The organism is Emticicia aquatilis (genome assembly GCF_014644295.1).
GTDB classification, from domain to species: Bacteria; Bacteroidota; Bacteroidia; order Cytophagales; family Spirosomataceae; genus Emticicia; species Emticicia aquatilis.
The window spans coordinates 101,366-124,837 of sequence record NZ_BMKK01000004.1 but is presented as its reverse complement, the minus strand read 5'-3'; the positions used below and the strand labels follow the sequence as shown (position 1 = coordinate 124,837).

Sequence of the window (23,472 nt, the reverse complement as noted above, 5' to 3'; positions counted from 1 at the left end):
TTTTATAGCTATACTTATTAAAAAAAATTACGATGGTAAACAAGGCGTTACAGGTTTGCAACCACCAAATGAAATTGAGAATGAAAACGAAATAGTTGGTTTGCAAATATTCGTTGTCGGTGTCGGACAAGTCGGAACTGGTGGACAAGTTGGTTTTGGTGCTGTATAACAAGGTGGAGGAGTTGGCGTTGGACATGTTGGAACTGGTGAACATGTTGGTTTTGGAAGACAAGTTCCTAATAATCCTAATAATCCAAAAGTACCACCTTCTACGTTATTTGTGTTGATTGTAGAGATTTCAAATTGGTCGAAATTTTTCATTTGTTTTAGTGTTTTTAAAAAGGTTCACGATTATTTTACTATACTAATTTCCTGAGGTTCCTCCTGATGGTAAACAGCCAGTAGGGGGCGGGGTACAAGTTTTAGGTGGTGTACAAGTTGTTGGTGGTGGCGGACAAGTTGGTGTACAGCTGGTAGTTTTTGGAATACAAGTTGTAACTTTTGGAATACAGTAATTGAAGTTAAAACTAAAGTTAAAACCAAAGCAGAATGTACCGCCTTCAATACTGTTCATTTCATTTAAAGTGATTTCAAATTGGTCAAAAGTTTTCATATCTATCATGTTTATAAGGTTTCAAAAAGGTTCACGGTTTTATATCACTCAATTTATATTCAAATGTCAGTACCCAGTTGCACTCACTACCGAAGGCAAACAGCTTGTTGGCGGTGGCGTACAAGTTTTAGGAGGCGTGCATGAAGTAGGTGGAGGAGTACAAGGGTTTGTTGGTGGCGTACAGGTTGTTGGCTTTGGTGCACAGTAAGTAGGTTTTGGAGCACAAAAATTAAAACTTAGATTAAAGCCGAAACAGAAAGTACCACCATCAATGTTGTTCATTTCGGTTGAAGAAAGCTCAAATTGGTCAAAATTTTTCATTAGATTTTTAATTAATTGTTTTAAAAAGAATACACTCAATAATTATTTATAATATTATTTTCTTGCTTGGAGGTAATTACAAGCAAATTTTAGCACACGGATAGACACCAATTTTTGAAAAAAATATTTTTCAAAAAAGTTTGGCACGCTCTAAAGCATGGCACATAATTTGCACTGTAAATACTTGTAGAAGTTTGAACAGGGAAGCTGTAAACTTAGGAAAGTAGAAATTCCTACTTAAGCAGAAATTTCTACCTACCATTTGATTCATCTCATTAGTCGAGACTTCGAAGGGTACGAAGTTAGTCATTTTAACTTTTTTAATGGTTCACTCAATAGTAATTATCTCAATAGTATAGATTATAATGTTGTGTGTACTTTGGCATAATGTTTGCTCTATTTACTTTAAGAAACGTTAGATAGGATTTTGATGAAAAAAAACGAAATCTGAATATTTCTAAGTTTTTGGCATGAAACTTGTTATTTATTAGCAAGAGGTCATATATAAGCCATTTTGCTAAGTTTTTACAATTGTTTGGATAAAACTCTTGTAGAAACTGATTATGTTTATATTTATGTTGCAAAAATGATACCACTTAATCATTTTTGGCAATATATTTATTTTTGCATTTCTTTCGTTCTAAATTCAGAACCAATTCTCAATCTTAGTATTAGTATTTAATTATTCTTCTATTTCCTCATAGAATGAAATTTTGCTGCCCAATGGTTGAAGATTTCCATACATTGATATATTCTATCTTGAAACCTAACCATTCGATATATATAACCCTTAGGATTTAGTTTCGTCGAATATTCTTAGGATTGTCATTATAGGGTATAAAAAAAGGATTACCTAAGTAATCCCTTTTCCTTCTCGTGAATCTTTTTATTTTCCGCCGATTCCGTATTTATCAACGTATTTTTTGTAGAGTCTTTTTTGCTTATCGTCAAGGTCAATTTTCTTACCTCTGATAAATGCGTAGCTTACTTTATTAGTTCGCATATCCAAAATATCACCTTCTGAAACTGCAATCGTAGCAAGTTTACCAACTTCGAGTGTACCAACTTGTTTGTCGATACCTAAGATTTTAGCATTATTGAGCGTAATCATTTTTAAAGCATCTTCTTTATCCATGCCAAATGCCGCACTTGTTCCTGCTACGAATGGTAAATTACGAGTTTTATAGAATTCTTCAGTATAAAACATACCAGTTAGAACTCCCGCCTTCATCAAACGATTTGGAAGTTTATAAGGATTCCAAACGTCTTCATCTGAAGTATTCGGCAATCGGTGAGTTGGTGAAACAATCACTGGGATATTATTAGTTTTCAAGAAATCCAGTGCCAAATCTGCTTCTTCACCGCCAACAACCACAATATTTTTGATTTTGAACTTCTGTGCCATTTGGCAGGCTTCAATTATTTCTTTACCGTAGTTTGTACGAATATAAAGCTTTTTTGAGCCATCAAACAAACCCTTCATCGCTTCGAGTTTAGCGTTTTTAGGATTTGGATTGCTTATTTCGCTGTAAGCAAGTGCATCGGCAATAAAGCCTTGAAGTTCATTTTTTTGCTCAATATATTTGTCATTCTTTTTTACAACAAATCTTGCTTCTTCTGGACTAAACTGACGAGCAATCAAGGCAGGATAGTTTAACCAAACGCCATCATCTTTTTTAAGGGCAGCATCTTCCCAGTTCCAGCCGTCGTATTCCATTACAGATGATGTTCCTGAAATAATTCCACCTTCGGGAGTTGTTTGTCCAATCAAAACACCATTGCCACGAACTGTCGGGATAACCTCCGAATCAGTATTGTGGGCAATCAATGCACGGATATTCGGGTTGAATTGGCCTGTTTCGGCTTGGTCGAAAGTTGAACGAACCGAGCCAATTTCAACTAAACCAAGCAAAGCAGCAGGAGCAATGATACCAGGATAAACAGATTTTCCTGCAACACTTATAACCTCGGTCGCATTTTTATCAAAGCTTGTGTTGGCATCGCCAATGGCAGTAATAACTCCTTTATCGAAAACAATCGTACCGTTCTGAATGATTTTTCCATCGCCTACGTGTATTGTTCCACCTACCAATGCAATTGGTTTTGACTGCGGAGCCGCTGGTGCAGGGTTTTGGGCAAAAACGCCAAATTTTATTAATAGTAAGCTTAGAAGTGATAAATGTTTTTTCATTGAGCAGGTTTTAGTTTGATGAACAAATTTTGTGAAAAATATGGGTAATTCCAAATATGTATTCCAATTAATTGCATATTCGTAAAACACACCAAAAAGTAAGTTTATTATTCAAAAAAAAGTTTTATTTTTAAACTTTCTGAATACCTAAAAATGCTTCTTAGAGCGAAATTATGAGTAAATTATATACAAATTTAGCGAATGTTTATCATGAAATATATCAAACCCTGTTTGATTACGACGAAGAGTTTAAGTTTTACGATAAGCATTTAAAAGAAAACGAGATTAAGAGCGTTGTTGAAATTGGTTGTGGGACTGGAAACTTAGCCAAAAGATTACATGAAGCAGGATACGAATATCTTGGAATTGACCTGTTTGATGAAATGCTGAAAATTGCAAAAACGACTGCTCCGTTGGCTAAATTTCGTCAGGCTGATGCCCGAAATTTTGAGCTGCAAGAAAAGCAAGATTGTGTCATCATTACAGGTAGAAGTATTAGCTATTTGACGAGTAATAATGATTTAATCAAAGCATTTAATTGTATTGCCAATGGCCTAAAGCAAGACGGGCTTTTGATGTTTGATGCCATTGATGCAAGCAAACTTTTTGTCGGTTTTACTTATGAAAAACTTGATACATTATTGACAACCTATAGTTCTAATGAATACAAAAGAATAAGTAAAAGTAAGAAGAATCTACAATTTGGTTGGACATGGGATTGGGAATCGGAGTATTTTATGAAAAATCAAGATGGCGAATACGAAAAAATTGGTGAAGATTTTTCTACTCTGCGTGCATTTTTGCAAGATGAATTGAGCTTATTTTTAAAAATTACAGGTTTTGAATTAGTTAATCTTTTGCCCAAGAAATCGTATGCTTGGGACGATAATTTTTTTATAGCAAAAAAAGTGTAATATGAATATAAGAAGTTTTGATAAGGAAAAAGATGCAGAAGCAGTTTGGGAAATATTACATTTAGTTGTTGCAGAAGGTGATACTTTGGTTTTTGCCCCATACTCTTCCAGAGAGAAAATGCTTACCTATTGGTCAGCTGATGATAAATATGCTTATGTATGTGAAATTGACAATAAAATTGTTGGTACATTTTATATCAAGCAAAATCAACCTGATTTAGGTTCTCATGTAGCCAATGCAGGCTATTTAGTTCACCCCAAGCAAAGAGGTAAGGGGATTGCAGAAACGATGTGTAGGTTTTCATTAGAAGAAGCACGTCGTTTGGGATTCAAGGCAATGCAATTTAATATTGTGATTAGTACAAATGAGGTTGCAGTAAGGCTTTGGCAAAAATGCGGATTTGAAATTATTGGCCGTTTACCAAAAGTTTTTCAGCATCAAAAGCTGGGTTTGGTTGATGCTTTTGTGATGTATCAATGGTTGTAATAGTTAATGTATCAACAACAAAAAACTCCGAAAGTGATTTCGGAGTTTTTTGTTGTTGGTAATATTCAAGATTAGAATTTAATACTCAAATTACCATTGAAAACTGTACCCAATTGGCTAAACTGTGAACCATTATAACCAAGGATGTCATAACGACCACTGAATCCTAAGAATCCTCTTAATAGTGCCTTATCTTCAGGTTTTGCTATAGCAGCAGCACCTTTTTCGTTTAGGGCAACTAAATCCCATTTAGGTAAAACGTTGAATAAGTTATTGGCATTCAAAGTCAATGAAACTTTGCTATTGAATGAGTAACCAACACTTAAATCAGTAACAACAGCTGGTTTGAATTCAGCTTTGATATTTTCCATGTCGCTACCACCATTATCCAAGTCTTGGAAGGCTGTTTTTCCGAAAAGTGTATTGTTTAAATTAATATTCCATTTTGAAACACTGTAATCAACACCAAAGATTACTTTTGTTTTTGGACGGCTTTCTGTCAACAATGATTTGATTTGTGTATTTAAGATACTTGAACCTGCTGCTTTAACTGGTGCTGGCTCTGATGGAGTACCAACGATTTTGTTTTGCAACATATAGTTTCCTGCTAAGTTGAAAGAAAGTTTTCCTTTTCCTAAAGCAACATTTCTGTATGAAACTACATAGTCAAGACCAGAAGTTTTTGTCTCGATACCATTGATAAAGAACTGAACACTTGATAAATCATAATTTCCAGCACCTACAGCAGTTCCTTTCAAAATTCTACCTAAATCTGTTACTGGGTTTGCTAAATTCTTATCAGATGTTGTGATTGATGAACTATATACAATTCTGTCTTTCACATTAATTGAGAAATAATCAAGTGTGATTGTGAAGTTTTTGCTTGGTGTAATTGCAAGACCAACTGTATAGTTAAGTGATTTTTCAGGTTTTAAAGAAGGAATACCTAACGCACGTGCTTGTGCTGAGCGGTTATTAAATAATCCTGATGATTGAATTGTTCCACCAACGAAAGCAGCTTGTACTGATTGGGCATAAATTTGGTGTAAACTTGGAGCTCTGAAACCTGTTGAAGCTGAAGCACGGAATACAACTTTATCATCTGCAAATTTATAGCGAGTTGATAATTTCCAAACATTTGCATTACCAAAGTCGCTATATTTTTCTGTACGAACTGTACCGTTAATTAAGAAGTCTTTTGTAATATCATAGCTCAAATCTAAATATCCACCAACGTTGAAACGTTTGTTCGTACCTGCATTGATTTTGTTGATACCAGGGAAAGAGTTAGAACCTTCACGGTCATAAGAGGCTTCGTCACCAGCTACAATTGTGTATTGCTCATTGCGAGCTTCCATACCAAACGCAATACCTAATTTTTCATTCACTTGTTTAGAAATATCAATATTCCCAACTAAATGACCGAATTGATAGCCACCTGGCTTGAAGCGTGTTGGGCTATTTTTACCTAATGAACGGTTTACTGTATTATCTACTGTATATGCTTGTGAATTGTAACCAGTAGTTAAGCTTACATCATGTTTCCAGCCATTTGTTTCTCCTTTTGCACCAATAGTAGCATTATAGTCTAATAAATCACCTTCAAATGTTGGTACATAACCAATGTAGCCTTTGTATAAATCAACCTTGTCTTCGTTAGGGAAAGCTAAAGTTGCTTGAGTTACATAGTTTACACCACCGTTGTCAGTTGGGCTATGTAACAAACCACGGTCTTGTCTCCAATATGGAGTACGATAGTTAGCAAAACTCGAAACTCTTTTCACAACCATAGCTGCATTAGCATAGATTTCTTGATTTTCAGATAATTTGAAACCACTATTAATCAAGAAACGTCCTGCTGTTGTTTCGCCAGTTCCATTGATATTTCCAGCTGTTGGATAATCAGTCAGGAAGCGAGTTATCATTGCGTTAGTAGCTGCATCTCCACCGAAAGTAGCAATTTCAGTAGGAAGGTGAACTTTACCCGAGCGAACCGCACTATTTTGTTGTAAGAAATCAACTGTGTAATTGATGTATCCTTTTCCTCCAACGTTGCTTCCGCTGTTTAATGAAACATTGTACATGCCACCATCACCTTTTGATGTAACACCCGAATTAACATTCAATGTTGTGTATTCGTATTTGTCTTTCAAAATGATGTTCATTACACCTGCAATTGCATCCGAACCATATTGAGCAGAAGCACCATCACGGAGAATCTCAACACGTTTAATTGCTTGTTGTGGAATAGCAGATAAATCAACACCTGTTTCACCACGACCAGGAGAAAACTGCACATAAAGTAATGAACTTAAGTTTTTACGTTTTCCATTAATCAAAATCAAACTACGACTTGGTCCCATATTACGAATTTCCCAAGGGTCAAGTAGGGTAGTGGCATCATTTACTGGCGTATTTACAGTATTGAATGATGGTACACGATACTGTAATGCTTTATCGAATGATGGTTGTCCAGTTGTTTTCAATTCAGCCGAAGATAAAATGTCGATTGGCAATGGCGAATCTGTCAATGACCTTTGGCTTGCTCTACTACCAACTACTACAACTTCATTCAATGCTTTTTCATCATTTTTCAATGTTACATCAATTGTTGATTGACTACCAACTTTGATTTCTTGAGCAGCATAACCAATAGCTGAAAATGCAAGAACAGCATCTGCATCGGCGGCAATTGAGTATTTGCCATCCATATCAGTGCTGGTACCTTTGGTTGTTCCTTTGATTTTTACTGTTACTCCGGGGATGCCAGAGCCTGTTGCATCTTTTACTGTTCCGTTGACAGTACGAGTTTGTGCGAATAGTGTAGTGCTTAGGAAAAGCAAGCTCACTAACACCGAGTAGGTGAAACGATTCATCATAAATAATTAAAGTTTATTTGGTTTTTGTTTAGATTAACAAGTGCGAAGTTACTTCCAATGTTTTCTAAAAAACAAATTTTCGGAATAAAATTTTATATTTATTAGAATAAGCCAAATAAAAATGTAGTAAATGATTATTTTGCTTTATAAAGTATGTTGTATTATTAAAAAAAATTAAAAATAAGTATTTGTAACTATCTGGATTTTAAAATATGATTATTTTTATTTATAATTGTAATATTTACACTTATAAATAAAAAAGGCCTTGAGTTTCTCAAGGCCTTTAAAAATAGTGTGATGATAATTACTCAGTTCCATGAAATAAATTTGCTCCAAAGATACGTCCACCCGATGCACATCTGCTACATTCTTCAGTGTCACCCATTTCAAGAATAGTATCGCAGTGTATGTGTTGATTTCTTCTTGGCATTGCTCTTTGAGTCGGATTTCCCGATGCTTTTTCAGCAAGCATTTTTAGCATAATTCTGTTACGTTCTTTAGCCAAGTTTTCACGTATTTGCTCATCTTTTTCAATGTCGAAATAAACTGTTCCGTCGATAATTGTTTTTTCTGGGCGAGCATAGATTGAAAGAGGATTGTTGTTCCATAGAACTACGTCAGCATCTTTACCAACTTTGATACTTCCCAAACGATTATCTAAATGAAGCATTTTAGCAGGGTTTAATGTTACCATTTTCCATGCTTCTTCTTCGCTCATGCCACCATAAAGTACAGTTTTTGCAGCTTCTTGATTTAAGCGACGTGCCATTTCAGCATCATCAGAATTGATAGCAGTAGTTACACCAACTTTGGTCAAAATCGCTGCATTATGAGGGATAGCTTCTTTTACTTCCATTTTGTATGCCCACCAGTCAGAGAATGTCGAAGCATTTACGCCATGTTCTTTCATTTTATCCGCTACTTTATATCCCTCTAAGATGTGCGTATAAGTATTGATATTAAAATTGAAAGATTCAGCAACTTTCATCAACATATTGATTTCCGACTGTACGTAAGAGTGACAAGTGATAAAACGTTTTTTGTTAAGGATTTCTACCAAAGCATCTAACTCAATGTCACGACGTGGAGGTGTAACACCTGTTTTGTTGGCGAGTGCATTATACTCTTTCCATGCTTTTTCGTATTCTTTGGCACGTTGGAAAGCATCGGTGAATACTTGCTCAACTCCCATACGTGTTTGAGGGAAACGGCCAGATGGCGATGGGTTATTACCATTTTTTACGTTTTCACCCAATGCAAACTTAATGAAGCCATCTGCTCCTTTGATAAGCAAATTGCTAGGATTTTCGCCCCATTTCAATTTGATAAGTGCTGATTGACCACCTATACAGTCGGCCGAACCGTGCAATAATTGTGATGAAGTAACACCTCCAGCCAATTGACGATAGATATTGATGTCGTCAGAGTTTACTGCATCTTCTTGACGAACTTCAGCCGAAACACTTTGAACTTCGTTGATTGAGAACAAGGCAATGTGCGAGTGTTCGTCAAAAATACCATTTGTTAAGTGCTTACCAGTTCCGTCAACAGTTTTGCTTCCTGCTGGAGCAGTTAAGTTTTTGCCCACTTGAGCAATTTTACCGTTTTGTAATAAAACGTCAGTATTTGCTACAATTCCTTCTTTTTCGTTGGTCCAAACAGTGGCATTCTTGATTAAGAGTGTTTCTTGTTGTGGTTTTTGTTCGCTACCATAAGCCGTAAATGGATAAAGAACTTTTCCAACTTGAGGTACTTTCGCTTTGGCTGTATCTTTCTTAGCAACTTCTGCTTTGGCTGCTTCTTTGAAAGTAGCCTCCCATTTAACTTGTTTTCCATCGCCCAAAATAGCATCACCTTTGATGTTTTTGCCATCGTAATACCCACTCAAACGAGTTTCGTTGGCATCTTTCTTATCAAGCTTGGTAGTGATTGTCAATAAATCACTGATACGGCTTACCTTAGGAGTAGTTTTTACGGTATCATTGCTGATAAACTGATAATCTGGTTTGTCGATTTTACCAGTGATATTAAGTTTGTAATTTGATTTGTCATCAATTTTCAAATCATAAACACCTCTAATATCGGTTACATTCATATCGCTCAAGATATAACGCTTGCCTTGCACCCAGTTTTCGTAAATTACATTGTCTTTATTGAAAAGATTGTCTGATGTAATAATAAAGTTGGCCAACATTCCTTTTTTCAAGCTACCAACTATATTATCTACTTTCAATAATTTAGCAGGGGCAGAGGTAAGAGCTTCGAGGGCTTTGTTTTCTGGCAAACCATATTCGATTGCTTTACGAAGGTTTGCCCAAAATTCGGTCTTATTTCTTAAACCAGCAGTTGTAAAAGCAAAATTTACACCTGCTTTCGCCAAAATACTTGCATTAGCAGGGGCCATTTCCCAGTGTTTCATCTCGGTAAGGCTTACCATCGAAGCATCGAATGGGTCTTCAACATCATAAGCCGAAGGGAAATTGAGGGGTATAATTAATGAATTACCTAAGCCTTTGATTTCATCAATTCTTTGATATTCGTCACCTGCACCTTTAATGATATATTGAACACCAAATTCTTTACCAATTTTATCCGCTCTCAAAACAGCCAATTTATCGGTTGCTTCGTAGATTTGTGGAAGCGATTGCATCTCATTAAAAGCATCTAAAGAAAGATTTTTCTCTTGTGCTTTTCCACCTTTTTTATACCATTCTGCATCATAATATGTTTGACGAAGCAAAGCTACAGCTCCCATCAACGAAACTGGGTAAGTTTGCGTTGAAGTACCTTTATTGAGTGAATAATGAGCGGAAGATTTTGCCTTTAAGAGTACGTTATTTTCCTTGTCGTCGGCATAAGAAACAAAGGCCGAAGTTCCACGAACAATGCCATCTGCAATATGTACAGCAGCACTTCCGAAGCCAATCTTACGCATTTCTTCAGCTTTTGCAGCATTTACTTTAAATTCGGCTGTTGCATCAACTTCAGGTTTTACGGCTTGATTCCAGTCATAAGCTCCTTTTTTGTTCGTTTCGAGTTGCGGAGCTCCTCCAAAACCTCTACCACCGCCTGCTGGACGTTGAATTTCGGGCATTCCGTAATCTGAATAAATGTCAATTAGCGAAGGATAAATTCTTTTGCCTTTGAGGTCATAGACTACCGTTCCTGCTGGAACTTGAAGGTCTTTTCCAACTGACTCAATAAAACCATTTTTGATATAAATCATGGCATTATCAAGAACTGTCTGGGCATCAACTACAATTGTGGCATTCTTGAAAGCATACTGCGACGGTCTTTCGTCATAGACGCCATTTCGTTGAAAGGTGACTTGAGAAAAAACAGAACCAGAGATGAGCGAAACAATGAGTAAAGTAAGAAGTTTTCTCATGGAGTAGGTTTAAGATGTTTGATGAATGAATGATATTGCGAATTTGACAAATTTTACTCAATAAACAAAACTATTAATATTTTTGTAGCGAGAATAGCCGAATTAGCTAAAAACAATTGCTAAAGGTGCATTTTAATCGACAAAAGCGAATGTATTGTGAGACTGATTTTTGTCAAAATTAATAATAATCTGCTTTTGTAGTTTTTCTGGAATGAAATAGCTTAAGATTAGGTTACAGGATTATGAAAGGTGTATCAAAGAGTAAATAAGGTGAAATTGAATAGAGCAGAAAGTATTGAAAAAATTAATGATTTAGCCTCAAATAAAATCCCTTTTTTGATGATAAGTGATTTTGAAGGGGAAAAATCAATGATTTGGCCACTCGACAACGTAAATCCAGACAAAGTAAAATATTGGATGAATGGAATTTCAAATCATGTAATTTCTGAGACACAAAACTCTCAGATTACATTACAGAAGTTCCCAATTTCATTTGAGGAATATCAACAAGCATTTGAATTTGTTAAAACCAATATTTTGCTTGGTAATAGTTTTCTGACAAATCTAACTTGTGCCACAAAAATTGACCTAAATATAGATTTGCAGGAGGTTTTTGAGCGAAGTGAAGCTCGCTATAAAGTGCTTCTTAACGATGAATTTATATGTTTTTCACCCGAAATTTTTGTTCAAATTAATGAATCAGGGAAGATTTCGTCGTTTCCGATGAAAGGGACGATTGATGCAAATATTCCTCATGCTGAAAGTATAATTTTAAGTGATAAGAAAGAATTTTACGAGCATACAACTATTGTTGATTTAATTAGAAATGACATCAGCAAAGTGGCTAATAAGGTTTGGGTCGAGAAATTTAGGTATATTGATAAAATCCAGACCAGCGATAAAAAAGAATTATTACAGGTAAGCTCGCAAGTAAGTGGCTTATTAACAGAAGATTGGAAACAAAAATTAGGTGATATTATTTTTTCACTTTTACCTGCTGGCTCAATTTCGGGAGCTCCGAAAGATAAAACTTTGGAGATTATTGCTGAGGCTGAAAAATATACTTACTTTTCACAATTCGGAGAATTGTGTAACAAACGAGGCTTTTACACTGGAATTTGTGGAATTTTTAGCGGAAAAACTTTTGACTCAGGCGTGATGATTCGATTTATCGAAAAAACAGGAAATGGCTTAGTTTATAAAAGTGGTGGTGGAATAACTGCCCATAGTATTGTTGAAAATGAGTATCAAGAAATGATTCAGAAAATTTATGTCCCTATTGTTTGAAACAATAAAGTGCCAAAACCGCCAATTACATAATCTTTTTTACCATAATAATAGGGTAAGATGGACGTTGGAAAACTTGTTTGGAATAATTGGAGATTTTGATTTTGAAAACATCATCGAAATTCCCGATTGGGTAGGCGAGGGGCTGCATCGGTGCCGTGTGAGCTATGACGAAGAGGTTAGTAAAGTAGAATTTTTTGAATATGATTTTAAGCATCCGAAATTTATACAATTAGATGAATATCAGTCTTTTAAATATGATTTCAAATATGAAGATAGAAGCGGATTTCAGAATTTATTGAAGCTTTATCCAAAAGCTGATGATGTAATTGTCACTCAAAATGGCTTGCTTACCGATGCGACTTATGCCAATTTAGCCTTTTTTGATGGCACAAAATGGTTTACACCAAATACCTATCTACTTTTAGGAACAAAAAGAGAATATCTAATTGATAATCAATTACTTTTTGAAGAAGAAATTGCTGTAAAAGACCTAAAGAAATTCAAACGAATTGCCTTAGTCAATGCCATGCGAGATTTAGATTTAAGTTATGAATTTGAATTGGACAATAATATTATTACGATAAAAAGCTAAAATGACGATACATAAAAATATAATTATCGGTGCTGGGCCTTCGGGGCTATCTATTGCGGGGCGTTTAAGCAAATTAGGTATTCCGTTTATCCTTCTTGAAAAATCAGAAAACGTGGGCAACGAGTGGCGGAATCATTATGACCGCCTCAGATTGCATACCGATAAAATTCACTCGGCTTTGCCACACTTGCCATTTCCCGCTGATTACCCGACTTTTGTGCCGAAAGACCAGTATATTCAGTATCTCGAATCGTATATTGAGCATTTCAAAATTCAACCAATTTATAAGCAAGAAGTGCTTGATATAGCTAAGAAGGATGGAATTTGGCATATAAAAACCATAACAGATGAGTTTTTGGCTGAAAATGTAATTGTTTCGACTGGCTATAACCGAGTGCCAAAGATTCCACATTTTATTAATAATGCTTTGTTTGAAGGAGAAATCATTCATTCTAACCAATATAAAAATGGTAAATGCTACGCTGGAAAGAATGTTTTGGTCGTTGGTTATGGGAATTCGGGTGCCGAAATTGCCCTTGATTTATATGAAAGTGGAGCAAAAACTTTTGTCTCAATTCGGAATCCTGTCAATATCGTTAATCGTGAATTTTTGGGACGTTCGACCCAAGGAATGGCTATTTTTCTTTCAAAATTTGGCAATTCGTTTTATGATTTTATCTCTAAGATTTTCAAGCGTCTTTCAACTGGCTCGATGAAAGATACTGGTATTCCGATTTCTCCACTTGCACCTTCCGAACAACTCCGAAAACAAGGTAAAGTGCCAGTGATTGATGTCGGTACACTGCAACAAATCAAAGAAAAAAATATTGTTGTTTTGCCTGATATTCAGGAATTTACGCATGATAGTGTTGTTTTTAAAGATGGCCAGCATTTAAAATTTGATGTGGTATTATTGGCAACTGGCTATCATGCACATTTAGAAAAGATAATAAAAAATATTACACCTTTACTTAATGAAAGGGCCTACCCAAAAGAGATGTGGAATGATACCGAAACTTATAAGGGATTATACTTTTTAGGTTTTAATTTACCATTAACAGGTATTCTCAGAGATATTAGCATCAGTTCGGCAAAAATTGCTCAAAAAATCGTAGATGTTGAGCCAAAAATAAAAAAGTAAAATCAACTTCGATTGGCATGATATTGGCTTAGTTTTTAACTAAAACAATATCATCTTAATAAACCAACACGATTATGCAATTGAAGAATCTTTTACCTGCCTTGATACTATCTGCCATAATTAGCCAACCAATTTTCGCTAAAGATGCAGACCGTCCTGAAATTAAATATTCAAATAAAAGATTTGAAGTAAAAGTACCTGAAAAGAAAGTAAAAACGTTAGAAGTTGAAATCAGAGACATTCACGATAATTTGGTATATGGTACAAGATATTATAATGTAAGTAATTTTGAAAAGATATACAACATCAGTCAATTGCCGAAAGGAAAATACTTTGTGAAAGTTGTTTCTGATGGAAACGTTTACCAAGATGTGATTAAAGTAAAACGTAGAAGCTTGTAATCTTCCCTAATAATAGTTGAAATGCCGAAAATCTTGATTTTCGGCATTTTTTATGTCAAATCCAATGAAAAACCCCTCACGTAATCACATGAAGGGTTAGTAGTTAACCTATGATGAAAAAAAAGATTGTTTTATGGAAGAGCAAATGCTACATATTGATTTCCTTTTTTAGTACCAAGTTTTGTGCCTCCACAGGCAATAACTATATATTGTTTGCCATTTACTTGATAAGTCGATGGCGTGGCAAATCCTGCTGCTGGTAATTTGGTTTCCCAAAGTAATTTGCCCGTTTTTTTCTCGAATGCCCTAAACATTCCGTCTTTGGTTGCGGCAATAAATAATAGTCCACTTGCCGTTATAACTGGCCCGCCGTAATTCTCTGTTCCTGTATTGGTGATGCCTTTTTCTTTAAGGCTTTCTTCATAACCAAAAGGTATTTTCCACAAAAATTCTCCTGTATTCAAATCAATTGCACTCATTGTTCCCCACGGTGGCGAGATAGCTGGCAAGCCTTTATTATCTAAAAATTTATTATAACCAGTGCTTTTGAAAGGTAAATATACAGGTTTTGAAATGGTTGTTGTTGTTCCTGCTTCTTTTTTCTCGTCTCCGAACAAAAAAGAAACAATTGCTTGCTTTTCAATAGCCGAAAGAGCCGTGAAACCTGGCATCATTCCTTTTCCGTTGGCAATAATATTATTAACATAAGCTTTATCTCGTTTTTTAGAAATATCAATCAACGAAGGGTAATTTGATTTCGGATTTCCTTTGCGGTCGTTTCCATGACAAGTATTGCAATAAGAAACATACAGTTTTTCGCCTGCACTCAGGTTGGCCGATTTATCTTCTTTAGGTGTTTCTACCATTGTCTGTATCCACGCCATTTCGTTAGAATTTACATAAAGAATCCCTTCGGGGTCAGCGGCTGCCCCGCCCCATTCGGCACCACCATCATAGCCAGGTAAAATAACGGTGCCTTCTTTTGTGCCTGGATGATACAAAGAAGTTTTATATTTTTTGAAATTTTGTACTAACTCTGCTCGATTTTCGGCATACGGACTAATCTGTGTTTCGTCTAAACTATTTGACTGGCGTGCAAATGGAGCTGGCTTAGTTGGAATCGGCTGAGTCGGCCAAGCAATTTCTCCAGCCAAAGTAGATTTCGGTACTGGCATTTCTTTTATTGGAAAAATCGGTTTACCAGTTACTCGGTCAAATACAAAAACAAAACCTTGTTTGGTAACTTGAGCCACGACATCTATTTTCTTTCCGTTTCGAGTAATTGTCATTAAGTTTGGCGGAGCTGGCATATCTCTGTCCCAAATATCGTGGTGTGTAGTTTGGAAATGCCAAATACGCTTGCCAGTACGAGCATCAAGAGCTAAAAGACAATTGGCAAAAAGATTTTGTCCCTTACGATTTCCACCATAAAAATCGTAGCCAGCCGATCCAGTTGGTACGTAGATTATTCCTCTTTTTCGGTCAACAGACATCCCTGCCCAGTTATTTGCTGCCCCTGTATAGGTATTTTTATAGGCATCTTTCGGGAAAGTTTCGTAACCAAACTCACCAGGGTAGGGTATCGTATGGAAAGTCCAAGCCAATTTTCCAGTTTTAACATTAAATGCTCGAATATCGCCAGGGGCTGCATCAGCACCTTCAGAGAGCCGAAGAGGCATCACGATTAAATCTTCAAAAATTGTTCCTGGGGTATTAGAAATAACGAACTTGTTTTGTGCAACTTCGGGCAAACCTGTGTGCAAATCGGTTTTGCCTTTATCTCCAAAAGATTCGATTGGTTTTCCAGTTTTTGCATCTAAAGCCCAAAGGTTCGGACCAACAGTATATAGAATTCGACTATCGTTCCCTTCTTTCCAATAAGCTACTCCACGACTTGTACTCGCCCAGTTTTTGAGCGGGTCGCCAAAACGCCAAATTTCTTTACCAGTTGCTGCATCGAGTGCAAATGCCTGAACAGCAGAAGTTACGCCATACAAAACTCCACCAACAATAATCGGATTTACTTGCATTTGTCCCGAATCAGGTGTAGAATAAGTCCATGCTACTTGCAGTTTATCTACGTTTTCGGGATTAATTTGGGTTAGAGTCGAGTAATGATTTCGGTCGGCACCACCTAAATACTCAGCCCAATCTACATCATCTGGCAAAGATTTAATTTGGAGTGCTGAGGCAATGATAAAAAAAAACAATGCCAATGAGCCAATAACTAATTTTAGTTTCATAATTTAAGGTTTTGAATAGAAATTTTCGAAAGATAAAAGATGTTTGAAAATTTGAAAGTATTTCCAATTCTCCATTTTTAATTATCAATTAAACTATCATTTTTCTTCTTTACGTTCATCAATATCATTTTCGGGTTCGTTATCGTAAGTTTCAAAAATTTCTGGGAATTTTATCTTCAACCAACGATACTGCTTAGAATTAAGGAAAATAAATCTTGGCCCGATGGATTCTTCAACATCTTCTTCGGAATAGATTGGATAGAACATTCCATCGGCAGTATTATTTTCACCTACCGCACGATTAACTAAGTCAATGAGCTTGGCAGTATCAAAATCGAAAAGTTCGTAAGTAAGCTTTTCTTGTTTGTTTTTAGGTTTTGGTAAGGCTTTTACGAATTGTTTTTCTTCATATTTTTTTCCGTTTGGCATCGTAAAACCATAAGTAAACGTGCGGTCAGAATAATTACTTTTCTTTAAAGTTTTTGCGAAATTATCAGTCAAAAGGGTAGGTTTGAACTGATTTCGAGAAATCTTACTCAAAGAATCAATGACCGATTTATAAACATCTTTGTAAGATTCAACATCCCAGATATTGCATTGAATAGTTATATTTTTGAGGTTTTCGAGAACAGAAAGGCCATTGATTTGAAATTTACGCAGGTTTACAATAAAATCATCTTTCTCTTGGTTCGACATTTTTCCAATCAACTCAATTTGTGTTAGCTCATCAAGTAATACACTTAAACTATCTCGACTGTATTTGGTACCATACATCGTAAAATCTACATAGTTATTGGGTAAAGTTTCTTCTACAATATTTGCTTGGGTACTATCAAATAACACATAAGAAAGTTTCGGACTACGATAATCACAGACAATGACTAAGCGATAAGGTGATGCAATGTCAGTCAGATAATCGTTTACAATCTTAAACTGATTTTCTCCAATTGATGGGAAATAATTAGAGTTCTCTTTTTTTAGTGAATCCAAATTACTTTTAATCGTGTGTTTTAAAGAAACATACAAAGTTTGTTTGTAGCTTTTTCCATCTATGAGAGCCGAAATGTTTTGTTTTTCAAAGTCAGTTTCACTACTATCTGTGTTGTCACGGAGATACTTGATTTCGCTAAATTTGGCTTTAGGTAATAATTTTTCGTTGAGTTTCTGCAAAATATAAGTGTAGAGTTCGGTATTAGATTTTTCAGCAAGTTCATTCATATCAATCACTACAACTTGCTTGCTTTCTTTTAGAATATCCGATGGTTCTTTGGCTGCTTTTAAGTCTTTTGCAGTATCTTCGGCCAACATTTTTTCTCTTTTGAGTGCCTTAGTAAAATTTTCGACATTGAATGCAGCCACTTGTTGTTTGTAATCGCCATAAACGATTGGTTTTTCGGGGTCATTCAATATTTCACTGTGTTTTTTCTCAATATACTCAGACTGTTTTTTAGTAAGGAAAATATAATTCTCGGTTCCTCCGTAAGTAAAAGCTTTGCGGATATTGATTTTATAAAATTTGCCATCAATTTGGTTTTCTTCCAATGCTCGATTTATTTCTTCGAGCCAATCTTGGGTATTAAAGAAAAGCGTACTAAAATTAAGCGAAAACTTATCATTACCAGTTTCGTCAGCATCATCTGCTTTGGCAATTCTATTTTTTGACTCATATTTTTTGCCATTTACTTTGAAGCTAACTACCAATTCTCGCTCTTTTTTAGGACTTTTTTTAATTTCAGTTTCAAAGTTATCGCTTACTTTGTCGGCTTTAAATGCACCTCTTGAAATTTTTTCCAAGCCGCCAACGAAGTTTTTAAACATCATTATTTGTTCATTTTCTTTAGTCGGAAGCGGATTTACTTCGGCAATAACTTCTGGAAACTGACTTAATAAGTTTCGTTTAATATTAGTAGCATTTTTCGGCTCAAAACGTAATTCAACAATGGCATTATCAATACTTAATGCATCTGTGGTAGGGATAAGGCCAATCGTTTGAAACTCCTTAATGAGAGAATTGAGACTATCTCGGCTTTTTTTGCTCGAAAAATCTGCTTTTGTTCCAAAAAGTCCTTCAAATATTGGGTTTGTTTTATTTTTATCTTCAAACAAAACATTCTGAGTGCTATCGACCAATAGCACAGCTTTTCGGCCATCTCTAACTGATAGAAATGGGTTATAATCGTTGCCGACAATAATTATTCTTTTGGAAGAATGCTGGTCGGTCAGAAAATCATTGATTGATTGAAAATCTTTACTCGTAAAACCTGCCAAAAACGAAAAAGCCGTTGCATAAGATTGAATGATTGTTGAGTCAATATCAATATCAGGTGGTAAGTTCTTCTTGATTGTTTTTACTAACGAAAAATCAGTATCTGCTTTTTGGGTATAGGTTTTGCCATTTGCTTGATAAGTCATTTTAAACTTATTTTGGCTACCCGCAAAGGGATTTTTGATTGGAATGTTTGATTCACTTTGTGACTTACTTTCTTCGGTTTTGCTAATTTCTATTAATTGAATGTCTTTAAAATCAAAGTTGGGAATAAGTTTTTGTTTGATTTCTTTCCAATAAGATTCATAGATTTCGCTTCGAGTCAAATTCTTCTGTTCGGCAGGAATCAGAATAACATTTTTGCAATAGGATAAAATCTCGACTTTGCTTTTTAGTTCGTATTCTTTATATGAATTCTTGATAGAATTGGCGTCATTGATTGATAGCATCTTTTTGTGCTGCAAGCTATCAATTAACGAAAATTGGGTTGCTTTCAATGAAACATAATTATCGTAGAAGTAAGTTTGTCGGGCAGCATAAACAAAGAAACCAAAATCTTTGATGAGTTTGATTTGGTCTTTTTTTAGCCAAACGAGTAGTTCGTTATAAACTTTTTCGTCGATTAAGTTTATTGCTTTCAGTTTGGCAGCTAATTCTGTGTAGTTAGCTTTAGAGGGTCGGAGGTTTTGTTCAATTACCAAAAATGTCAGCGGGTTATTGAGTTTAATATCACCTTCGATTTCGGTTTTAAAGAGCATTTTATCGCCCAACATTTTTTCAGACAATTCTCTGAGACGAACAAGCTCATCGGCTGCCGAACCCACGTTTCGCATTAATTCAAAGACTCCCAGAAAGCCTAAGATGGCAGTTCGAGATTTGATAAGCGAATCAGGTACTTGATTTTTTCCAAATTGGCCAAACGAATTTGCACCTAAACGTTGATTAAAAACTTTATCTTCTTTATTAACTATTTTCAAAAAAGCATCTTTACCAAATTCAGTGATGATTTCTTCTTTTTGGAGTGCGTCGAGGTAGCCCTCAATTTGTTTATCAGTAAGTTTTTGGGCAAACGTAGGAGCAAAAGCGATTAAAAATAAAAGTAGTGAGAATATTTTTTTCATTGGTCGATAAATCTTTTTTCTTCAAAAATAGATTAGATTACAGAAATAACCTACATTTTGAAAATACAAAAAAAAATCGCCACAATTTGCAGCGATTTTTTAAGGTCTTAATACACGATGAATCTTACCCTTCGACTTTTTGAAGTATCTTCTTTGCCTTTAGAGTCTTTAATAATTTCTTGTTCGCCAAGACCTTTAACCAGCATACGGTTAGGGTCAATTCCTGCTCTTTTCAGATAATCTGCACAGGATTTTGCACGACGTAACGAGATTTTTTGATTGATAACTGCATCACCAACACTATCCGAATACCCCGACAGTTGTACATTCAATTTTGGATTTAAAGTCATCAACTCGATTAAACGATTGATGTCAATATAATATTCCGATTTTACTATGATTGAGTTGCGGTCGAAATACACATCATTGAGGGTGTAAATCTTCTTCGTTTCAAACGAAATATTTGGGTCACTTTTCAACTTAAATGTTTCAGTAGGTTTGCTCATATCAACCTCTGGAGCATTTACATAAGGATTTTCTCTTTTATCAACTTTCGCAGCAGCTACAACTGGCGTGCTAGTAGTTTTAGCTTCGAGTTTAATTGTTTTTACAAATTTTTCGTCTGCATCATTTGTTTCTGGAATCCAGTTGCCTGTGTAGTCAGCGTTTCCACCACCCGATACAGTTAAACCATATAGATTTCCGAAAACAACTCTTGTATTATTATTGATGTCAAGCGGAACAATCTGATTATTACTCAAATCAAAAACTCTGATTTTTGCATTGCTGATAACGTTATTATCAGGTCCTAACACTCTAATTGTGTAGGCAATGTTTTTAGGCATCATTTCAATCGTGTTATTGATTGTTTCAGTGCCGTTTACATTTTCAAGGCTAACTTTTATTTGATTCGCTGGTAAATAACCTGGAGCTTCGCAAGCCAATGTATAATTATTTCCTGCTTTCAATTGCATTAATGATACACCATTTTTTGCTGAGAAAGATGCCGAATTTCGGCTATTCATCGCTACAAAAACAGAAGCATCAATTGGTTTTTTTGTCATGGCATCTACAACCATTACATTCACAGGCACTTGTCTTGCTCCTCTAAATTTATTTGGTAGTGGAGAAACATAAATGTCACCTTTGATTTCGATATAAACCTCTTCTGTATTGCCAGATATTGCAGTATATTCTTCGTTATTCGGGGTGTTCAAGAAATCAACATCTTTAGGGAATGTCCAAGTGCCGTCTTCTTGTAATTCGGTTTGATAAAGGTCGAATCCACCAGCACCACCACCTCTAATTGAACTAAAAATGAGTGTTCTGCTATCGGGCATTAGCGTTACAGTTCGTTCGCACTCTGAGTTGATAGGTTCTCCCATCTTCTCAAAATTTGTCCAACTGCCATCATCAGTTTTGTTTGCTACCCAAATTGTATAACAAGATTCTGTATTACGATATTTCTCAAATTTTTCACGTACAAAAAATAACATTTTACCATCTTGCGAAACACTCGGGCTTCCTTCATACATAGCAGTATTGAGTGGCTCGCCTACATTGGCAGGTTCGTTCCATTCATTACCAATACGTTTTGCGTAAAAAATATCTCTGTCGCCAAATCCACTTGGGAAAATAGCATCGAAGTACAATTCTCTACCATCATAGGTAAGGCTTGTACCCATTATTTTACCTTTCTGAACTTTGTCTGTGATTGTTTTAATGAGCTGAGGAGTTTCCCAAGCGGCTGATTTGTCAGCACGGGAGCTCATAAATACTTTTGTACCATCCGGACGGTCTTGTACAAATACGAATGTTTTTCCGTCTCCACTAATCGAAAATGCGTGTTCACGATACTCTCTTGTGTTGATTGGAGCACCAATAGATTTTAAGTTACTCTGGGCGATGGCTTCATTGCTACCTAAGTAAGCGATTGCAGCCGCTAAAAGCACAACCTTTTTCATTTTTTTAGTCATTTTTGGGTTCACTGTGTAAGATTAACCATGTGTTTGATATTGATTATTGGTTTCCAAATTCTGTGCCAAAATCTTATCAAACGGTAGCAAAAATTAATTAAAATTTTCTGTTTTGCGTTTTTAGTGGTTATTCTATGTAAAAAATGAATAAAAATCGTCATTTTTTACATCCAAATTTTAGGTGATGTGTTTTGATTTTCTTGTAATGACTTTTCCTGAACACTAAATAACAAGTACTTACTTAGTTTTGAGTGCTTTTTTGTAGTCTCTATTTTTTTGAGACATATACTTAAAGTAATAATAGGGTAGGGTCTAAGTGTCAATATAAAATCATATACTGACGCTTAGACCAAATAAGTTTGTAATGAGATATATCAAAGATAAATCAAGAAACAGATTTATTTGATAAGATAATAGTGAGCTTAGTGCCTAAAATGTATCGAAACAAATTAGTTAAAAATTGCCATCAGACAAATGCAAACTAAGATAAGAAATGAAATGATTTTTTTAGTTTTTACCGAGAAAACACCACGTGTTTTTGCTGTACTGAGCGAGATATAATTTTTCATTTTAGGTTACTTAATAGATTATAAGGAAAGCATTATTATTTACTATTGTAAATTTATAAGTTTTAAATTTAACTTTCAAAATTTTTTGAAAGTTTTTTTTTTACAATAACATTAAATGTTTTGCTGATAACCGAATATTATTTTGTCATTGACAAGCGATTAAGTTAATTTTGTGCTTTGACCAAAGAAATTTTTCAATTCAAATGCCAAATACAGATTCAATATTGAGAATTGCCCTCCAAAAATCGGGTAGATTGAGCGAGGATTCGTTTAGATTATTTAAAGAGTGTGGAATAAAGTTTGAAAGTGGTACAGGAAAACTCAAGACTTCCTCATCAAATTTCCCTGCGGAGTTTTTGTTTTTGAGAGATGACGATATTCCGGGCTACGTTGAAGATGGTGTGGCCGATATTGGTATTGTAGGAGAAAATGTATTTGTGGAAACAAATCGTAAGGCAGAAGTAACCTACCGATTAGGTTTTTCAAAATGCCGTTTGTCAATAGCCGTTCCTCGTGGAGTAGATTATAAAGGTGTTGATGATTTTCAAGGTAAGAGTATTGCAACATCATATCCACGCATTCTTGCCAATTATTTGAAGGAACAAGGGGTAAAAGCCGAAATTCACGAAATTAGTGGTTCGGTTGAAATTGCTCCAAGCATTGGCTTAGCCGAAGGTGTTTGTGACATCGTAAGTTCGGGAAGTACACTTTTGAGCAATGGATTAAAAGAGGTCGAAACTATTTTCCGCTCGGAAGCGATATTGATTTCAAATAAAAAATTAGCAAAATCAAAACACGATACGCTCAACAAATTGTTATTTAGAATCAAAGCTGTACAAACAGCTCAAAATTATAAATACATTTTATTGAATGCACCGAACGATAAACTCCAAGATATTATCAATATGATACCAGGAATGAAAAGTCCGACCATAGTGCCATTGGCAATGGAAGGTTGGAGTTCGATTCATTCGGTTTTGGAAGAAAATCAGTTTTGGGAAAATATCGAAGCCATTCGTTCGGCTGGAGCAGAGGGGATTTTGGTAATTCCAATCGAAAAAATGATTTACTGAGCGGATT

Annotated in this window: 16 protein-coding genes; 8 read left to right on the top strand and 8 right to left on the bottom strand. The window is 35.3% G+C overall.

Features of this window, described 5'->3' with window-relative positions:
• Positions 1-27: 27 nt before the first annotated feature.
• Positions 28-321: a hypothetical protein gene (locus tag IEX65_RS10635; RefSeq protein WP_188766041.1), complete on the bottom strand. Its 294-nt coding sequence runs from the start codon at positions 319-321 to the stop codon at positions 28-30.
• A 43-nt stretch (positions 322-364) separates the two neighbouring features.
• Positions 365-613, bottom strand: coding sequence for a hypothetical protein (locus IEX65_RS10630; protein WP_188766040.1), 249 nt, complete (start codon positions 611-613; stop codon positions 365-367).
• A gap of 7 nt (positions 614-620) precedes the next feature.
• Between IEX65_RS10630 and IEX65_RS10625 the strand changes: the two genes are divergently transcribed.
• Positions 621-821, top strand: a complete 201-nt coding sequence (locus IEX65_RS10625; RefSeq protein WP_188766039.1) for a hypothetical protein — start codon at positions 621-623, stop codon at positions 819-821.
• 999 nt (positions 822-1,820) lie between these two features.
• On the opposite strand, the gene IEX65_RS10620 is transcribed toward IEX65_RS10625, so the two are convergent.
• A complete protein-coding gene (locus IEX65_RS10620) occupies positions 1,821-3,125 on the bottom strand; it encodes an amidohydrolase family protein (protein ID WP_188766038.1) in 1,305 nt (434 codons plus the stop codon).
• A gap of 173 nt (positions 3,126-3,298) precedes the next feature.
• Between IEX65_RS10620 and IEX65_RS10615 the strand changes: the two genes are divergently transcribed.
• A complete protein-coding gene (locus IEX65_RS10615; protein ID WP_188766037.1) occupies positions 3,299-4,039 on the top strand; it encodes a class I SAM-dependent DNA methyltransferase in 741 nt (246 codons plus the stop codon).
• A 1-nt stretch (position 4,040) separates the two neighbouring features.
• Positions 4,041-4,526, top strand: coding sequence for a GNAT family N-acetyltransferase (locus tag IEX65_RS10610; RefSeq protein ID WP_188766036.1), 486 nt, complete (start codon positions 4,041-4,043; stop codon positions 4,524-4,526).
• 71 nt (positions 4,527-4,597) lie between these two features.
• Here the strand turns inward: IEX65_RS10610 and IEX65_RS10605 are convergent, their stop codons facing one another.
• Complete coding sequence (locus IEX65_RS10605; protein WP_188766035.1) at positions 4,598-7,405, bottom strand: TonB-dependent receptor; 2,808 nt, start codon at positions 7,403-7,405, stop codon at positions 4,598-4,600.
• Positions 7,406-7,709: 304 nt separating this feature from the next.
• Positions 7,710-10,793, bottom strand: a complete 3,084-nt coding sequence (locus IEX65_RS10600) for an amidohydrolase family protein (RefSeq protein ID WP_188766034.1) — start codon at positions 10,791-10,793, stop codon at positions 7,710-7,712.
• A gap of 270 nt (positions 10,794-11,063) precedes the next feature.
• Here IEX65_RS10600 and IEX65_RS10595 point away from each other — a divergent pair, with 270 nt between their 5' ends.
• The 4 genes from IEX65_RS10595 to IEX65_RS10580 all read left to right on the top strand — a co-directional run bounded on the left by IEX65_RS10595 (position 11,064) and on the right by IEX65_RS10580 (position 14,217).
• Entirely contained in the window at positions 11,064-12,080 is a 1,017-nt protein-coding gene (locus tag IEX65_RS10595; protein WP_188766033.1) for an aminodeoxychorismate synthase component I, read from the top strand.
• Positions 12,081-12,156: 76 nt separating this feature from the next.
• Positions 12,157-12,675: an aminotransferase class IV gene (locus tag IEX65_RS10590; RefSeq protein WP_188766032.1), complete on the top strand. Its 519-nt coding sequence runs from the start codon at positions 12,157-12,159 to the stop codon at positions 12,673-12,675.
• Between the two features lies 1 nt (position 12,676).
• Positions 12,677-13,816: a flavin-containing monooxygenase gene (locus IEX65_RS10585; RefSeq protein WP_229250627.1), complete on the top strand. Its 1,140-nt coding sequence runs from the start codon at positions 12,677-12,679 to the stop codon at positions 13,814-13,816.
• Positions 13,817-13,890: 74 nt separating this feature from the next.
• Positions 13,891-14,217, top strand: coding sequence for a T9SS type A sorting domain-containing protein (locus IEX65_RS10580; protein ID WP_188766031.1), 327 nt, complete (start codon positions 13,891-13,893; stop codon positions 14,215-14,217).
• 131 nt (positions 14,218-14,348) lie between these two features.
• On the opposite strand, the gene IEX65_RS10575 is transcribed toward IEX65_RS10580, so the two are convergent.
• The 3 genes from IEX65_RS10575 to IEX65_RS10565 all read right to left on the bottom strand — a co-directional run bounded on the left by IEX65_RS10575 (position 14,349) and on the right by IEX65_RS10565 (position 21,811).
• Entirely contained in the window at positions 14,349-16,460 is a 2,112-nt protein-coding gene (locus tag IEX65_RS10575; RefSeq protein ID WP_188766030.1) for an outer membrane protein assembly factor BamB family protein, read from the bottom strand.
• A 96-nt stretch (positions 16,461-16,556) separates the two neighbouring features.
• Complete coding sequence (locus IEX65_RS10570; RefSeq protein ID WP_188766029.1) at positions 16,557-19,847, bottom strand: hypothetical protein; 3,291 nt, start codon at positions 19,845-19,847, stop codon at positions 16,557-16,559.
• Between the two features lie 107 nt (positions 19,848-19,954).
• Positions 19,955-21,811, bottom strand: a complete 1,857-nt coding sequence (locus tag IEX65_RS10565; RefSeq protein ID WP_188766028.1) for an OmpA family protein — start codon at positions 21,809-21,811, stop codon at positions 19,955-19,957.
• A 784-nt stretch (positions 21,812-22,595) separates the two neighbouring features.
• Here IEX65_RS10565 and hisG point away from each other — a divergent pair.
• Complete coding sequence (gene hisG / locus IEX65_RS10560) at positions 22,596-23,465, top strand: ATP phosphoribosyltransferase (protein WP_188766027.1); 870 nt, start codon at positions 22,596-22,598, stop codon at positions 23,463-23,465.
• Positions 23,466-23,472 lie beyond the last annotated feature (7 nt).

Coding starts and splice junctions, on each gene's coding strand:
- IEX65_RS10635 (WP_188766041.1), bottom strand. CDS start 321: ATGAAAAATTTCGACCAATTTGAAATCTCTACAATCAACACAAATAAC.
- IEX65_RS10630 (WP_188766040.1), bottom strand. CDS start 613: ATGAAAACTTTTGACCAATTTGAAATCACTTTAAATGAAATGAACAGT.
- IEX65_RS10625 (WP_188766039.1), top strand. CDS start 621: ATGTTTATAAGGTTTCAAAAAGGTTCACGGTTTTATATCACTCAATTT.
- IEX65_RS10620 (WP_188766038.1), bottom strand. CDS start 3,125: ATGAAAAAACATTTATCACTTCTAAGCTTACTATTAATAAAATTTGGC.
- IEX65_RS10615 (WP_188766037.1), top strand. CDS start 3,299: ATGAGTAAATTATATACAAATTTAGCGAATGTTTATCATGAAATATAT.
- IEX65_RS10610 (WP_188766036.1), top strand. CDS start 4,041: ATGAATATAAGAAGTTTTGATAAGGAAAAAGATGCAGAAGCAGTTTGG.
- IEX65_RS10605 (WP_188766035.1), bottom strand. CDS start 7,405: ATGATGAATCGTTTCACCTACTCGGTGTTAGTGAGCTTGCTTTTCCTA.
- IEX65_RS10600 (WP_188766034.1), bottom strand. CDS start 10,793: ATGAGAAAACTTCTTACTTTACTCATTGTTTCGCTCATCTCTGGTTCT.
- IEX65_RS10585 (WP_229250627.1), top strand. CDS start 12,677: ATGACGATACATAAAAATATAATTATCGGTGCTGGGCCTTCGGGGCTA.
- IEX65_RS10580 (WP_188766031.1), top strand. CDS start 13,891: ATGCAATTGAAGAATCTTTTACCTGCCTTGATACTATCTGCCATAATT.
- IEX65_RS10575 (WP_188766030.1), bottom strand. CDS start 16,460: ATGAAACTAAAATTAGTTATTGGCTCATTGGCATTGTTTTTTTTTATC.
- IEX65_RS10570 (WP_188766029.1), bottom strand. CDS start 19,847: ATGAAAAAAATATTCTCACTACTTTTATTTTTAATCGCTTTTGCTCCT.
- IEX65_RS10565 (WP_188766028.1), bottom strand. CDS start 21,811: ATGAAAAAGGTTGTGCTTTTAGCGGCTGCAATCGCTTACTTAGGTAGC.
- hisG (WP_188766027.1), top strand. CDS start 22,596: ATGCCAAATACAGATTCAATATTGAGAATTGCCCTCCAAAAATCGGGT.